Source organism: Lysobacter sp. Hz25 (assembly GCF_046097045.1).
Classification (GTDB): domain Bacteria; phylum Pseudomonadota; class Gammaproteobacteria; order Xanthomonadales; family Xanthomonadaceae; genus Lysobacter; species Lysobacter antibioticus_B.
On sequence record NZ_CP175666.1, the window covers coordinates 1812540 to 1827034 of the forward strand.

At 67.4% G+C, this 14495-nt stretch carries 10 protein-coding genes and 1 pseudogene; 7 read left to right on the plus strand and 4 right to left on the minus strand.

Features of this window, described 5'->3' with window-relative positions:
• Positions 1–18: 18 nt before the first annotated feature.
• Positions 19–1800, plus strand: a complete 1782-nt coding sequence (locus tag ACKN61_RS07510) for an Ig-like domain-containing protein (protein ID WP_408952956.1) — start codon at positions 19–21, stop codon at positions 1798–1800.
• Positions 1801–2095: 295 nt separating this feature from the next.
• Here the strand turns inward: ACKN61_RS07510 and ACKN61_RS07515 are convergent.
• A pseudogene (locus ACKN61_RS07515) lies at positions 2096–2469 on the minus strand (N-acetylglucosamine-6-phosphate deacetylase); the annotation flags it as partial.
• Between the two features lie 308 nt (positions 2470–2777).
• Between ACKN61_RS07515 and ACKN61_RS07520 the strand changes: the two are divergent.
• The 6 genes from ACKN61_RS07520 to ACKN61_RS07545 all read left to right on the plus strand — a co-directional run bounded on the left by ACKN61_RS07520 (position 2778) and on the right by ACKN61_RS07545 (position 11129).
• Positions 2778–5873 (plus strand): TonB-dependent receptor, encoded by a 3096-nt coding sequence (locus ACKN61_RS07520; protein ID WP_408952957.1) that lies wholly within the window; start codon positions 2778–2780, stop codon positions 5871–5873.
• 111 nt (positions 5874–5984) lie between these two features.
• Positions 5985–6716 (plus strand): SapC family protein, encoded by a 732-nt coding sequence (locus tag ACKN61_RS07525; protein ID WP_408952958.1) that lies wholly within the window; start codon positions 5985–5987, stop codon positions 6714–6716.
• Positions 6700–7707, plus strand: a complete 1008-nt coding sequence (locus tag ACKN61_RS07530) for a cupin-like domain-containing protein (RefSeq protein ID WP_408952959.1) — start codon at positions 6700–6702, stop codon at positions 7705–7707. Before ACKN61_RS07525 ends, ACKN61_RS07530 begins: the two co-directional genes overlap by 17 nt.
• A gap of 83 nt (positions 7708–7790) precedes the next feature.
• Positions 7791–9551, plus strand: coding sequence for a cellulase family glycosylhydrolase (locus tag ACKN61_RS07535; protein WP_408952960.1), 1761 nt, complete (start codon positions 7791–7793; stop codon positions 9549–9551).
• Positions 9551–10537 (plus strand): glucokinase, encoded by a 987-nt coding sequence (gene glk, locus ACKN61_RS07540; protein ID WP_408952961.1) that lies wholly within the window; start codon positions 9551–9553, stop codon positions 10535–10537. Before ACKN61_RS07535 ends, glk begins: the two co-directional genes overlap by 1 nt.
• Before the next feature lie 262 nt (positions 10538–10799).
• The gene (locus ACKN61_RS07545; RefSeq protein ID WP_408952962.1) at positions 10800–11129 is read left to right on the plus strand and encodes a hypothetical protein; all 330 of its coding nucleotides are present in this window, start codon (positions 10800–10802) and stop codon (positions 11127–11129) included.
• Positions 11130–11196: 67 nt separating this feature from the next.
• Here ACKN61_RS07545 and nagA read toward each other — a convergent pair whose 3' ends face one another.
• From nagA to ACKN61_RS07560, 3 genes are read right to left on the minus strand one after another with little or no spacing between them, the layout of a single operon-like run.
• Positions 11197–12324 (minus strand): N-acetylglucosamine-6-phosphate deacetylase, encoded by a 1128-nt coding sequence (gene nagA / locus ACKN61_RS07550; protein WP_408952963.1) that lies wholly within the window; start codon positions 12322–12324, stop codon positions 11197–11199.
• A complete protein-coding gene (locus ACKN61_RS07555; RefSeq protein ID WP_223621270.1) occupies positions 12321–13097 on the minus strand; it encodes a DeoR family transcriptional regulator in 777 nt (258 codons plus the stop codon). The genes nagA and ACKN61_RS07555 overlap by 4 nt, the downstream gene beginning before the upstream one ends.
• Positions 13098–13131: 34 nt before the next feature.
• Positions 13132–14472: a D-tagatose-bisphosphate aldolase, class II, non-catalytic subunit gene (locus ACKN61_RS07560; protein ID WP_408952964.1), complete on the minus strand. Its 1341-nt coding sequence runs from the start codon at positions 14470–14472 to the stop codon at positions 13132–13134.
• Positions 14473–14495: the final 23 nt, after the last annotated feature.

A 14495-nucleotide genomic window follows, 5' to 3' on the forward strand; every position in this document is an offset into this window, starting at 1 on the left:
CACCTAATGAGCATCCGATTGACAGGAATCTTGCTGTCCGGCTTTTTGCTGGCGGCCGGGCTGTCGCCCGCGCACGCACAGAGCGTCAGCTGCGCGGGGATCGCCGAATGGAATGCGGCTACCATCTATAACGCAGGCAGCAAGCTCGTCTATCAGGGGCGGCTGTACCAGGCGACTATGTCGATCTGGAATACGCCGCCCACGCACTGCCCCAGTTGCGGCTATTACCAGGATCTGGGTGCCTGCAGCGCCGGCGGCAACCAGCCGCCGACGGTCGCGTTGACCGCACCGGCGAACGGCGCGACCTTCACTGCAGGCGCCACTATCACTGCTACGGCGAATGCAGCCGATGCCAACGGCACCGTCGCCCAGGTGCAGTTCTTCCGTGGCAGCACTTCGCTCGGCATCGATACCACGTCCCCCTACAGCGCGAGCTGGGCCAATGCGGCCGCGGGCAGCTACGCGATCACTGCGGTCGCTACCGACAACGAGGGCGCCACCACTACGTCGGCCGCGGCCAACATCACCGTCAATTCCGGGACGCCCGATACCACCGCACCCAGCGTGCCGGCCGGACTGGTCGCGACGTCGGTGACGTCGTCCAGCGTCAACCTGAGCTGGAACGCTTCCACCGACAACGCGGGCGGCAGCGGCATCGCCGGTTACGACGTCTACCGTAACGGCACGTTGGTCGGCTCGCCAGCCGGTACGTCCTTCAGCAACACCGGCTTGGCCGCGTCCACGGCCTATACCTTCCGCGTGCGCGCCCGCGACAACGCCGGCAACGCTTCGGCGCAAGGCACGCAGATCAGCGCAACCACCAGCGCCGGCAGCGACAACAGCTTGCCGCGCCATGCGCTGGTGGGGTACTGGCACAACTTCAGCAATCCATCCGGCCCCACCTTCCCGATCAGCCAGGTCTCGAATGACTTCGACGTCATCGTGGTCGCCTTCGGCGACGATGCGGGCAACGGCGCCGTCAGCTTCACGGTCGATCCGGGCGCCGGAACCGAAGCGCAGTTCAGGGCCGACGTGGCCGCGGCGCGCGCGCGTGGCAAGAAGGTCGTGCTGTCGCTGGGCGGCCAGAACGGCACGGTGACCTTGAACAATGCGACGCAGGTCGCCAACTTCGTCAACAGCATGGAGGACCTGATCCGCTACTACGGTTTCGACGGCGTGGACATCGACCTGGAAAGCGGCGCGGGCGTCTACCACGGCGCGGCCGTGCAGACCAACCTGGTCACGGCCATCAAGCAGCTCAATACGCGCATCGGGCCGTCGTTCTACCTGTCGATGGCGCCCGAGCACCCGTATGTCCAGGGCGGCTTTGCCGCGTACAGCGGGATCTGGGGCGCCTATCTGCCGATCATCGACGGACTGCGCCAGGAGCTGGACCTGATCCACGTGCAGTACTACAACAACGGCGCGCTGTATTCGCCGTACAGCCAGAACGGCTTGTCCGAGGGTTCGGTCGACATGCTGGTCGGTGCCAGCCTGATGCTGATCGAGGGGTTCAGGACCAACAACAACACCGGCGTCGTGTTCAACGGCCTGCGGCCGGACCAGGTGGCGTTCGGACTGCCCTCGGGACCTTCCTCGGCCAACAGCGGGCTGGCGTCGCAGACCACGATCGCCAATGCCCTGAATTGCCTGACGCGCCTGCAGAGTTGCGGAACCATCCGGCCCCAGCAGGCCTATCCCAGCTTCCGTGGCGTCATGACTTGGTCGATCAATTGGGACCGGCACGATGGTTTCATCTTCTCAAGGCCGGTGCGCGCGACCTTGAACACCTTGCCCTGACCGGCAGCGAAAAATCGGGGGCGGGCGACGCTTCGCCCGCCCTCCAACTTCTTCCTACTCGGCGCCCTTGGTGGGCGCCGATTTTTTGTGTCGCCTCCCGGTAAACGCACTCCGGCCGCAACCAGAAGTCTCTGTCTTCTAAGACGATCCTGCCACGCCGGATTGTTTGCGCGACCGCGCTCAGTTTCGCTCGCTTGCGAACAGCATTCGATCAATCAGCCATCAACGTCGCGCTGACGATATAGGCGCCCTCTGACAGACGAAGTAGTTGGGCAGGCAGGTGGCCGAATAAAATCAGCCCAACAGCCCGGCCCTTAACCACCACCCGCACCACCCGCAACTGCGAATGCAACATCACGATATCCGCGCAGGCGCCAGGCTCCAGCGGGCCGCGGTCGGTCAGGCCGAGGTAATCGGCCGGGAAGGTAGAGGCGTGATGAGCGTTGCCGGCGAGGTTAAGCCCGACTTCGACCAGGTTGCGTAGTGCCTGATCCATCGTGAGTGCGCTGCCGGCGAGCGAGCCGCTGGCGAGGCGCACGCGGCCGGGGCCGCCGGTTATGCCGTTGAATAGTGGGCAAAGCCTGCTGTGCCGGCGCGCACTGCGGCCAGACCCTTTTCGTAACTGCCTGCACCGTGGCCGATCCGGACGCGCATGCCGATTGCGCTTAGCGGCGTAGTGCGATCGATTCGGCGGGGTCAATCTTCGACGCTTTCGACATTTTGGTCATCGCCACGACCCTGCGCGCACCCGACCACGCAGTAGCCGAGGCGCGCTCGCGTCCCGCATCCCCGCGCGACCCATGTTGCGATGCGACAAGAAAAGTAGCGGAGAAAACGCTTTTCCCAAGATCGAAATGCGACTTCTGTCCGGAAAATTGACAGCGCTGTCATGGGCGTGCCAAATCGCCACGGCAGTTGAGGGGGGCGGGCAGGGTCTGTTCGCCCATCTATCGTGAGTGATCCGGGGAGGGGGTTCGATGAAAGGTAGGCATTGCGCTTTGAAGCGCACCGTATTGATGTCCGCGTTGCTGGTGGCATTGGGCCAGTCGGCGTATGCGCAAAGCACGACACCGGCGGCGGAGGCTCAGGCCGCCGTTCCTGCGGAAGGGGAAGCGCAGGCGCAGAGCCGGCCCGGTGCCGTCGGCGAGGCGCGCACGCTCGATACGGTCGTGGTGACCGGCATCAAGGGCAGCCTGACCTCGTCGATGAACCTCAAGCGCGACGCCCAGGGCGTCGTGGACGGTATCGCCGCCGAGGACATCGGCAAGTTCCCCGACACCAACCTGGCCGAGGCGCTGCAGCGCATCAGCGGCGTGTCGATCGATCGCAATGCCGGCGAAGGTTCGCGCGTGACCGTGCGCGGCGTCGGCCCGGATTTCAACATGGTGCTGCTCAATGGCCGGCAGATGCCGACCGCGACCGGCAGCCGCGCGTTCGAATTCGGCGACCTGGCCGCCGAATCGATTTCCGCGGTCGAGGTATACAAGACCAGCCGCGCCAGCACGCCCGCCGGCGGTATTGGTGCGACCATCAACATCAAGACCGCGCGTCCGCTGGACAATCCCGGCCTGCACGCCAATGTCGGCGTCAAGGGCGTTTGGGACACCTCCGACGACGATCTGCCGGGCGACCTGCGCGGCGACACGGTCACCCCCGACGCCTCGGGCATCTTCAGCACCACCTCGGCCGATGGCCGCTTCGGCATCGGCCTTAGCGCCAATTATCTCAAGCGCGAATCCGGTTCGGCCTCGGCCTTCGTCGCCCCCGGCAACGGCTGGCGGCCGTTCCTCGACACCCCGCTGGTCAGCGGCGAAGGTTCGGGCTCGGCCTTGCCGGTGCCGGGCCAGCCGGGCTCGGAAAACATCACCGGCCGGCCCGGCCCGAACGACGTCTATTCGATGCCGCAAAGCCTGGGCTACAGCGTCAACTCGGTGAAACGCGAGCGCCTCAACGGGCAACTGACCCTGCAATGGGCGCCGACCGACAACCTCACCACCACGCTCGACTACACCTATTCGCAGAACAAGATCGAGCAGATGCGCCACGACATGTCGGTGTGGCTCAACTTCACCCCGGGCATGAGTTCGTGGACGCCGGGGTCGGGCTCCTCGCCGTTGATCTACGACGAGCGCTATAACGGCAACTCCGACTTCGCCAACGGCGCGGGCAAAAGCGCGATCAAGCGCGAGAACAAGTCGGTCGGCCTCAACGTCGATTGGCGGCCGAGCGACGACTTCAGGTTGAACTTCGACTACCACCGTTCGACCGCCGATTCTTCGCCCGACAGCCCCTACGGTTCGAACAACACCCTGGCCAGCGCCGGTTTCTTTCGCGCCGGCAACACCATCGATTTCAGCCGCGATTTCCCAGTACTGACCCTGCACCTGCCGGCCGGCATGAGCGCGATCGACCCGGCGCAGATGCTGGTCACCGGTTCGGTGTTCCGCAACGAACGCGAGCGCGCCCAGATCGAGCAGTTCCAGGCCAGCGGCGAATATCAGTTCCAGGGCTATTCCAAGCTCAATTTCGGCATCGCCTCGACCGACTACAAGAACCGCTCGGCCTTCACCCACGTACAGCTCGACACCTGGGGCGGCGCGACCAGCCCGAACGACTATCCCGATTCGACCTGGAAGCTCGCGCACATGGGCGATTACTTCCGCGGCGTCGGCGGCGCCAACGACCCGCGCTTCACCGACGCGTTCTTCCTGTTCGACTTCGACCAAGTGCGCCAATTGGCCGAAGACGCCTGGGTCGCCAGCGGCAAGGGCGTGCGCGAGGACTACCGCGCCTCGTTCGACTACACCGGCGCGCGGGTGCCGGGCACCGCCGCCAACCGCACCGTCGGCGACAGCCGGGTGCGCGAGGAGTCGCGCAGCTTCTACCTGCAGTGGAGCAACAGCTTCGACTGGAAGTTGCCGGTGCATGTCGCCGGCGGCGTGCGCTACGAGAGCACCAAGGTCAAGGCCTCCGCCCTGCAGCCGGCGCCGGTCGGTATCGACTGGGTCGCGGCCAACGAGTTCATCATTCGCTACTCCGGCTCGCAGTTCCGCGAGCTCGACGGTGACTACAAGTACTGGCTGCCGAGCCTGGACGTCAGCGTCGACCTCACCGACGACATGAAGCTGCGCGCCAGTTACGGCGAGTCGATCGGCCGTCCGAACTGGAGCAACCTCAACCCGGCCCTGAGTGTCGGCGGCCAGGCGCGTTTCGACGGCGGCGGCGGCGGCGCGGGCAACCCGAACCTCAAGCCGTTGGAGTCGCGCAACTTCGACCTGTCCTACGAGTGGTACTACGGCGAGTCGAGCTATCTGTCGGCCGGCTATTTCCGCAAGAAGATCGACAACTTCATCGCCGACCAGGTCAGCCGGCAGACGCCGTATCCGGACTTGCATACGCCCTCCGGCGGCGCCTACTGGAACCAGGCGATCGGCGCGGGCGGCTGCGCCAGCACCGACCGGCCGTGCATCCGCAACTACATCCTCAACACCTACAACGGCCAGCCCGGGGTGGTGAAGACGGGCGTGGATTCCAACGGCTTCGCCACCGGCACCGTCAGCGGCCTGAGCGGCGATCCGGTGCTCGCGTTCAACATCACCCAGCCGGTCAACAACCGCGCCGACACGCTCGACGGCTGGGAGTTCAACATCCAGCACGTGTTCGGCCAGTCGGGCTTCGGCCTCGCGGCCAACTACACCATCGTCGACTCGGGCCTGACCTACAAGAACGGCAGCCTGGGCACCCAGTTCGCGATGACCGGCCTGAGCGATTCGGCCAACCTGGTCGCGTTCTACGAAAAAGGCCCGTGGCAGGCGCGTGCGGCCTACAACTGGCGCGACGAATTCCTGACCTCGCTGGGCGACGGCAAAGGCGCCAATCCGATCTACGTCGAAGCCTACGGGCAGTTGGACATGAACGTCAGTTACGCGGTGAGCGACAATCTGGTGCTCACGCTGGAAGGCATCAACGTGACCGACGAGACCATGCGCACCCGCGGCCGCAACAAGCGTCAGCTGTACTCGTTCGACCAGTACGGGCCGCGCTACATGTTCGGCGTGCGCTACAAGTTCTGAGTGCGATGGCCGTCGTCTGCGCGGTAGCGCAGGCGGCGGTCGCCCGGCCGCGGGCGCTATTTCACCAGACGGCAGCGTCCGCCCGCGCTCGTCCCGATCACGGAAACCGCGATGCCCCGAACCGTATTGCTCAATAACGTCGAGCACCACGACCTGCGCGTGATCACCGCGCGCGGCGCCCGTTACGGCGACGACGAAATGCTGGTGCAGGCCTTCTCCGGCGAATTTCGCGCGTTGCAGGCGCACTATCCCATCGTGTTCCAGAAAACCGTCGACGGCGGCTTCCGCTCGGTGGCGCTGCTCGGCTTGCGACCGAGCGAAAACCTGTTCCTGGAAGCCGCAGGGGATGGCAACGGCGAACGCTGGGGCGCGCATTACCTGCCGATGGCGATCGAACGCCTGCCGTTCTGGATCGGCATCGCCGAGGACGAACCGATGGTCCACATCGACCTGGATCATCCGCGGGTCGTGCGCGGCGCAAGCGAGGGACTGCCGCTGTTCCTCGAACACGGCGGCACCACCGCCTACCTGGAGCACGTGGCCTCGTTGCTGCGCACGCTGCACGACGGGCTGCGCGACGACGCCGGCTTTCTCGCCGCGCTGCAGCGTTACGAGTTGCTGGAGCCGTTTTCGCTCGACATCCGGCTGGACGACCGCAGCCAGCATGTCCTGTCGGGATTCCACACCCTCGACGAGCGCCGCCTGCGCGGCCTCGATGCTCCGGCCTTGCATGCGCTCTCGCAGGCCGGGCACCTGGAAGCGGCCTACATGGCGCTGGCCTCGCTGTCGCGCTTGCGCGACCTGATCGCCCGCCTGGAGCGCCGCCATGCCGCCGGTCGCTGAGCCCATAGAGGAACTGCACGGCGTCGATGCGGCGGCCTTGCCCGAAGCGCTGCTGCAGCCGACCCGTCCCTGCGTGCTGCGCGGTTTGGTGGCGCACTGGCCGTTGACGCGCGCGGCCTCGGCCGAGGCGTCGGCCGCTTATCTCAAACGCTTCGCCGGCGATGCGGAAGTGACCGTCAGCCTCGCGCCGCCGGAGGCCGATGGGCGGATCAGCTATCGGCCGGACCTGCTCGGGTTCGGTTTCGAGCAGCGCAAAGCGCCGCTGTCCGAGGTGCTGGACGCCTTGCTGCAATATGCCGGCGATCCGGCGCCGCCGACGATCTACGTCGGCTCGACCACGATCGACACCTGGCTGCCGGGGTTGCGCGAAGGCAACGACCTCGGCTTCGGCGAGGTGCAGCCGCTGGCCAGCATCTGGATCGGCAACCGCACCCGCATACCCGCGCACCAGGACCTGCCCGACAACATCGCCTGCGTGGTCGCCGGCCGCCGGCGGGTGACGCTGTTGCCGCCGGACCAGTTGCGCAATCTCTACATCGGCCCGCTCGATCGCACGCCGGCCGGGCAGGCGGTCAGCCTGGTCGATTTCGCCGTGCCCGATCATCGGCGGTTCCCGCGCTTCGCCGAGGCGATGCGCCATGCGCAGGTCGCCGAACTGGGCCCGGGCGACGCGGTGCTGATCCCGAGCATGTGGTGGCATCACATGGAGGCGCTGGAGCCCTTCAACGTGTTGGTCAACTACTGGTGGCGGCAATCGCCGCGCTGGATGGACACGCCGATGAACGCGCTGCTGCACGCGATCATGAGCGTGCGCGATCTGCCGCCGGCGCAGCGCGAGATCTGGCGCGATGCGTTCCGCCATTACGTATTCGAGGCCGATGCGCAGACCTGCGCGCATATCCCGGAAGCCGTGCGCGGCGCGTTGGCGCCGATGGAAGAGGCGCGTTCGCGCGAGTTGCGCGCGCGCCTGCTGCAGGGGCTGAACCGTTGAGGGCGGCATCGCCGGGTGCTGCACCCTCGGGCGCCGCAGCGTTCAGAGCCGATCGATTGAGAGCCGCAATGTCGGGAGCTGCCATGCACGATGACTTCGAAACGCCTCCGCGCAGGACGCGCGCGCTTGCCCTCGCGGCCGCGGCCCTGTTCGCCGCGCTCGCCCTAGCGTCGGGCGCGGGTCGCGCCGAGGGATTCCTGCGCGCCGAGGGCCAGCAGATCGTCGACGCGCATGGGCGGCCGGTGATCTTGCGCGGGGTCGGGCTCGGCGGCTGGATGCTGCAGGAGGGCTATATGCTCGGCCTGACCGGCCCGGGCATGCAGCACGCGATTCGCCGGCGCATCGTCGATCTGATCGGCGAGGAAGACACCGAGGCGTTCTATCGGGCCTGGCTGGATAATTACGTCGGCAAGGACGATATCGACCTGCTCGCGGCCTGGGGATTCAACTCGGTGCGCCTGCCGATGCACTACGGGCTGTACACGCTGCCGGTGGCGAAGGAGCCGGTGCGCGGACAGCAGACCTGGCTGGAGGACGGTTTCCGCCGTACCGACGAGCTGATCTCGTGGGCCAAGGCCAACGGCCTGTACGTGATCCTCGACCTGCACGCGGCGCCGGGCGGGCAGGGCAACGACCTGAATATCTCCGACCGCGATCCGTCCGCGCCCTCGCTCTGGGACGAGGCCGCCAACCGCGACAAGACCGTCGCGCTGTGGCGCAAGCTGGCGCAGCGCTATCGCGACGAGCCCGCGGTCGCCGGCTACGACCTGATCAACGAGCCCAACTGGGGCTTCGCCGATGCGCAGGACACGCACGGCTGCAAGGAAACCGGCAATGCGCCACTGCGCGAACTGCTGGTGCGCACCACCCGGGCGATCCGCGAAGTCGACCCGCACCACATCGTCATCGTCGAAGGCAATTGCTGGGGCAACAACTATCGCGGCGTGCTCGACGCGGGGCTGTGGGACGGCAACCTGGTGCTGAGCTTCCACAAGTACTGGAACGGCAGCGGGCGCGACAGCATCGCCGAGCAACTGGCCCTGCGCGAGCGCTGGAACGTGCCGTTGTGGCTGGGCGAGACCGGCGAGAATTCCAACGACTGGTTCGCGCGCGCGGTCGAAACGGTGGAAGGCGAGGGCATCGGCTGGGCCAACTGGCCGCTGAAGAAACTGCGTTACAACAATCCGCTGCAGGTGATCGCCAATCCCGGCTACGAGCGGGTGCTCGCGTACTGGGAGGGCAAGGGACCGCGGCCGAGCCGCGCGCAGGCACGCGAAGCCTTGTTGACCCTGGCCGAGTACGACGTGCGCCTGCGCAACAACCTGCGCCGTCCCGATGTGGTCGACGCCTGGTTGCGCGCGCCGCGCGACGACCGCAGCCTGCCGTTCAAGCCGCAACGGGTCGCCCGCGACGGCGGCGAACTGGCGGCGGTCGATTTCGACATGGGCCGCAATGGCGTGGCCTATTTCGACCGCAGCGCGGGCAACGAGAGCGGCAAGCCGAACGCGGACTGGAACCCCTCGCAGCTCTATCGCAACGACGGCGTCGACCTGGTGCGCGACGGCGCGGGCTTGCGCGTGGCGGCGATGCAGCCGGGCGAATGGCTCAAGTACACGATCGAGGCCGAAGCCGCCGGGAGCTACCAGTTGACCGTGCGCGGCACGGCCGGCACGGTGCGGGCCAGGCTCAACGGCGACGCGCTGGCGCCGGTGCGGGTGAACCAGGCGCAGCGCGTCGCGCTGCTCGGCGGGCGCAACACCCTGGTGGTGGAATCGGTGTCGGGCGAGCCCGACCTGGCGGCGCTGCAGTTCGCGCCAGCGTCTGCTGCCAGAGCCGCCCGCTGATGCGCGTGCTGGTCAGCGACATCGGCGGTACCAACGCACGTTTTGCGGTGGCCGAGCTGGCTCAGGGGGAGCGCTTGCTGCACGAAAGCGTGCGCGAGTACCCGGCCGCGGGTTTCGCCAGCGCGGCCGACGCGGCGCGCCATTTCCTCGGCGAACTGGGCGAGCGCGTGGACGCCGCCGTGTTCGCGGTGGCCGGGCGGGTGCGCTTCGGCGAGGCGCGCATCACCAACCATCCCTGGCAGATCCGCGCGCCGGAGATCGGCCTCGCGCTCGGCACTCGGCGGGTCGCGCTGATCAACGATTTCGCCGCGCAGGCGATGGCGATCTCGCGTCTGCGCGCGGGCGACGTGGCCGCGGTCGGCGCAGTCGACTGGCCGGGGTTCGACATGGGTGCGGCGCAGACCTATGCGGTGATCGGCCCCGGCACCGGCCTGGGCGTCGGCGGCCTGCTGGTGCGCAACGGCCGCTGCTTCGCCCTGGAAACCGAGGGCGGCCACGCCGGCTTCGCGCCTTCGCGCCCGCAGGACGTGGCGGTGCTGGACTGCCTGATGCGGCGTTTCGGCCGGGTCTCGTGCGAGCGGCTGGTGTCCGGCCCGGGCCTGGCCAATCTGTACCACGCGCTGTGCGAATTGGAGGGCGCGGCCGCCGAGTCGTGGTCGCCGGCTCAGATCAACGCCCAGGCGGCGGCTGGCGACGATCGCTGCCGGCGCGCGGTGGAACTGTTCTGCGCTGCGTTCGGTGCGATGGCCGGCGACCTGGTCTTGACCCTGGGGGCCTGGGACGGCGTGTTCCTCGCCGGCGGCGTGGTGCCGAAGCTGCTGGATGCGCTGCGGCTGGACAGCTTCCGCAGCGCGTTCGAGGCCAAGGGCCGGTTCGCGCCGGCGATGGCCGAAGTGCCTTCGCTGGCCGTCGTCCATGCCTGTTCGGGTTTGCTCGGCGCCGCCGCGCATGCGGCGGAGACTTACCGCGGCACGATGCGCGCCTGAGCCGGAGCGAACGGAGGCGCTCGCTCGCTGCGATCTAGGCGGCACGGCGGCAAGATGCGCCGTGCGATGCTGTTCGTTGGGGCGGTACGTTCGGCGGATCCGTACAACCCGTCCCGGATCAATCCGGTGAAAAATGCCGAGCTCTGATAGCCTCCAGCCTGGACCAAGAACGAATTTCAGGCGGTGGAGATGGCGACACGCATCTGACAGTTCATCCAACTGGTCGGGCTGAAGCGTTCTACCGCCAACTCTGGGACAGGCTATGACCGATGAAGAAATTTCCCGATTGATTAGCGAAAATCTGCAGTACGGCCTTCCCGCCTCTTTGCTGCATCGTGATTTTGCCTTGGCTCTGGTGCAATCGGGCGACCCGATGTTCCTGTTGAAAGTGCCGGAACCATACAGGACCGCTGTCGTGGAACTGGGGAAGTGCGTTACAGATCAATGGTTCGAGATCAGCAACAACGGCGTGATCGACCATTCCGCCCATGCCGGAACGCTGCATTCACTCGTCATGCAGTTCCTTAGGGATGTCCCGCTTGGAGAGTTCAGGGACTGGCACGGCCGCAAACGGCTTCGAGACGGCGACTGACGAGTCGATCGAGCCGACCGCTTTGCGCGGTTTGGCCTGACTCGCATACCGGGACTGCTTCGGTGTTTCAGCCTAGGGCTATCGCCCGCCCGGCGACACGCACCCCGACCACCCGCAACTGCGAATCCAACACCACCATATCCGCGCAAGCGCCAGGCTCCAGCCGACCGCGGTCGTTCAAACCCAGGTAATCGGCAGGGAAAGTCGAGACGCGATGCGCGGCATCGGCGAGGTCCAGGCCTACTTCGACCAGGTTGCGCAGTGCCTGATCCATCGTGAGTGCGCTGCCGGCGAGCGAGCCGCTGGCGAGGCGCACGCAGCCTAGGCATTTGTGCACGCGCTGCGAGCCGAGTGCGTATTCGCCGTCGGGCATGCCGGTGGCGGCGGTGGCGTCGGTGACGGCGTACAGGCGCGGGATGGCTCGCACGGCGAGGCGGATGGCGCCGGGGTGCACGTGCTGCAGGTCGGGGATCAGTTCGGCGTATTCGGCATGGGCGAGGGCGGCCGCGGCGATACCGGGTTTGTAGTGGTCGACGCCGGTCATGCCGTTGAACAGATGGGTGAAGCCGGCGGCCCCGGCGCGCAGTGCGGCCAGGCCTTCTTCGTAGGTGCCGGCGCTGTGGCCGATCTGGACGCGGATGCCGAGCGTGTTCAACAGCGGGATCAATTCGGTGTGGCGGCCGATTTCCGGCGCCAGGGTCAGTACGCGGATCGGCGCCAGGGCGTGCAGGCGTTGCACGGACTCGAAGGTGGCTTCGACGGTCAGCGGCGGCTGCGCGCCGAGGCGCTGCGGGCTGATGAAGGGGCCTTCCAGGTGCACGCCGAGTATCTGCGCCGCGTCCGGGTCGGGTTCTGCGATGGCCGTGGCCAGGCCGCGCAGCGCGTGGACGATGTCGGCCTCGGCGGCGGTCATCGTGGTGCCCAGCAAGGCAGTGGTGCCGTGGCGCACGTGAGTGCGGGCGATGGTGCGCGCGGCGTCGCCGCCTTGCATCAGGTCGACGCCCGCGGCGCCGTGCACGTGCAGGTCGATGAAGCCGGGCAGGACGATGGCTTCGTCGCCGCCGATGCCGTCGATCGCACCTGCTTCGACACCAGCCTCTTCGATCGCACGGATCTTATGGTCGAAGCTGATGCGTCCGCGGCGCCAACCCTCGGGGGTCAGGATGCGGCCTTGCAGGCGGTGCAGTTCGGTCACGGTTGCGGCTCGGCGATGATCAATTCGATGCCCAGTTGCTGCAGGCCTTCGCGGTAGCGGTCGTCGATGCCGGCGTCGGTGATGATGGCGTGGACCTGGTTGAGATGAGCGATGCGGTGCAGGCTGACGCGGCCGAACTTGGAGGCGTCGGTCAGCACCACGATGCGGCGCGCACGCTCGACCATGCGATGGTTGAGGCGCGCTTCGGCTTCATCGTGGGTGGTCAGGCCGAACTGCAGGTCCAGGCCGTCCACGCCGAGGAACAAGGTGTCGAAGCTGTAGGCGGTGAGGCTGGCCTCGGCCTGGCTGCCCTGCAGCGACAGCGATTGCTTGCGCAGCAGGCCGCCGGTGAGCAACACATCGACGCCGGGGGCGTTGGCCAGTTCCCAGGCGATGTTCAGGCCGTTGGTCATCACCGTGACGTCGCGATGGCCGCGCAGGTGGCGGGCCAGGGTCATGGTGGTGGAGCCGGAGTCGATGATGATGTTGTCGCCCGCCTGCACCAGCTGCGCGGCGCGCGCGCCGATGGATTCCTTCAGCGGCAGGTTCAGCGCGTCCTTCTCGTGGATGTCCTGTTCCTGCGGCGGCGTGCGCACCAGATTGGCGCCGCCGTGGGTGCGGGTGGCCAGGCCCTGCGATTCGATATGGCTGAGGTCGGCGCGGATGGTCACGGCCGACACGTCGAAGCGCTCGACCAACTCGGCCACCTGCACCGACCCGCGTTCGATCAGGCACTGCAGGATCTGCTGTCGGCGGGAGCGGGTATTGCGTATGGCCATCTCTCGATCCGCAGGAAAAAACCGAAGATTAGCCGTTCGCCGCAGCGACGGCGTTGGCGGGCGCGTGCTCGCCGACGGCACGCTCGCCGGCAGTGTTGGCCGAACAGGCGCGGGCGTATTCGTCCAGGCACAGGCCGATGCGGTGGCGGACCAGTGCTTCCGGCGTGTTCGCCAGGGTGCCGGCGCGCACCGCGCGGTATTGCTCCGGCAGGTATTGGCTGAGTAGGAACGCCGGCGGCGCATGCGTGCGCAGGTTGTTGAACAAGCGCTGCGTCGCGGCGACCAGGGCCGGCTCGCCCCAGTAGTAGCGGCAGCGGTCGCTGAGTGCGTACAGGCGCAGCAGGTGCAAGTCGCGTTCGTCGCCGTGGTAGTGCTGCTGCCAGTGCTTCGGGTTGTCGAGCATGCAGCGCTCCAGCACCTGCGGCAGGTCCGAGCATTGCTCCGACGGCAGCAATTCGGCCTCGATCGCGGCCAGCGCGAACAGCGCCTCGCGGTAGGCGAAGGTGGCGGCCGGGCCGACCTTGAGGATGGCGAAGTGGTCGCGCACCAGCGCGTGCAGGCCGTCTTCGCGCTGGTAATCGGTGGAGTGCGCTTCGAACACGATGCGCGGCTGGCGTTCGAGGAAGTCGGCCAGGGCTGCGGCTGCGACCGGGTCGTAGTCGTGCACGCTGCTGTGGTCGAAGTCGACGCCGGGCTGCACCACCATTGCGATTACGCGCTCCCAGGCGGCGGCCAAATCCGGTGCGGCGAAGGCCTGGCGATGAATGGCCAGGGTCTGTTCGGCCGCTTGCGGCGTGGTCACCGCGAGACCGCCTGCGAGCGAGGCTTCGCCGCCGGGCACCGGCACTTCGGTGCCGATCACGTACACCGGCGGCGGCAGGCCGTGTTCGGCGGCGGTGCGCTCGGCGATGCGCGCCAGTTCGGCCGAGCGCGCGGCGACGGTCGCATCCGGCAGCGGCGTGGGATCGTCGGCGCAGGACATGCTGCAGTCCAGATGGATCTTGTGGAAGCCGGCGGCCACGTAGGCTTCGATCAGCACGCGCGCATGCGCCATCGCTTCCTCGGCCGGGCGCTTCTGCCAGGCGTTGGGGCCGAGGTGGTCGCCGCCGAGCACCAGGCGGTCGGCCGGGAAGCCTTCTTCGCGCGCCAGTGCCAGCACGTAGTCGCGGTATTGCGGCGGGGTCATGCCGGTGTAGCCGCCGAACTGGTCGACCTGGTTCGAGGTCGCTTCAATCAGCAGCAAGGTGCCGTGACGATGGGCCACGTCCATGGCGGCGCGCAGCACCAGTTCGTTGCTGCAGCACACGCTGTACAGACCGACGTTGCGGCCCTGGCGGTGGGAGGCGATCAGCGATTGCACGGGCGACATGAGGTAACTCCAACGCGACTCAG

Excerpts from the sequence above, each read along its gene's own strand:
- ACKN61_RS07520 (WP_408952957.1), top strand. The coding sequence starts at position 2,778 with ATGAAAGGTAGGCATTGCGCTTTGAAGCGCACCGTATTGATGTCCGCG.
- ACKN61_RS07525 (WP_408952958.1), top strand. The coding sequence starts at position 5,985 with ATGCCCCGAACCGTATTGCTCAATAACGTCGAGCACCACGACCTGCGC.
- ACKN61_RS07530 (WP_408952959.1), top strand. The coding sequence starts at position 6,700 with ATGCCGCCGGTCGCTGAGCCCATAGAGGAACTGCACGGCGTCGATGCG.
- ACKN61_RS07535 (WP_408952960.1), top strand. The coding sequence starts at position 7,791 with ATGCACGATGACTTCGAAACGCCTCCGCGCAGGACGCGCGCGCTTGCC.
- glk (WP_408952961.1), top strand. The coding sequence starts at position 9,551 with ATGCGCGTGCTGGTCAGCGACATCGGCGGTACCAACGCACGTTTTGCG.
- ACKN61_RS07545 (WP_408952962.1), top strand. The coding sequence starts at position 10,800 with ATGACCGATGAAGAAATTTCCCGATTGATTAGCGAAAATCTGCAGTAC.
- ACKN61_RS07560 (WP_408952964.1), bottom strand. The coding sequence starts at position 14,472 with ATGTCGCCCGTGCAATCGCTGATCGCCTCCCACCGCCAGGGCCGCAAC.